Raw genomic sequence first — 301 nt, forward strand, 5'->3', positions numbered from 1 at the left:
TTGGGGGGCGCTGCGCTTTAACGAGATTCAATGCTTGCGCCGCATGGACCTTGACTTGAGTAAAGGTGTTGTAAGGGTGCGACGGGGCATAAGCCGGGGCATTGGCGGTCAGCTTATTGAGGGGCTGCCAAAGACTGACGCGGCTCAACGTGACGTTACTCTTCCCGCTGAGTGTGCCAAGCGCGTCACAGAGCACATGCACACCTTTGTTAGCAAGGATAAGGACGCCTTAGTTGTGCACATGGCTGGTAAGCCGGGGGCTTTTCTCACTAATAAGTCAATGCATGCTTGGTATGACCGG

1 protein-coding gene is annotated in these 301 nt (G+C 54.8%); it reads right to left on the reverse strand.

What is annotated here, in order from left to right:
* Positions 1 to 196 (reverse strand): hypothetical protein (locus QP415_RS11350; protein WP_285100139.1); only part of this gene is annotated, 196 nt, incomplete at its 3' end.
* Positions 197 to 301 lie beyond the last annotated feature (105 nt).

Source organism: Pauljensenia sp. UMB3104, from assembly GCF_030217285.1.
Lineage (GTDB): Bacteria > Actinomycetota > Actinomycetes > Actinomycetales > Actinomycetaceae > Pauljensenia.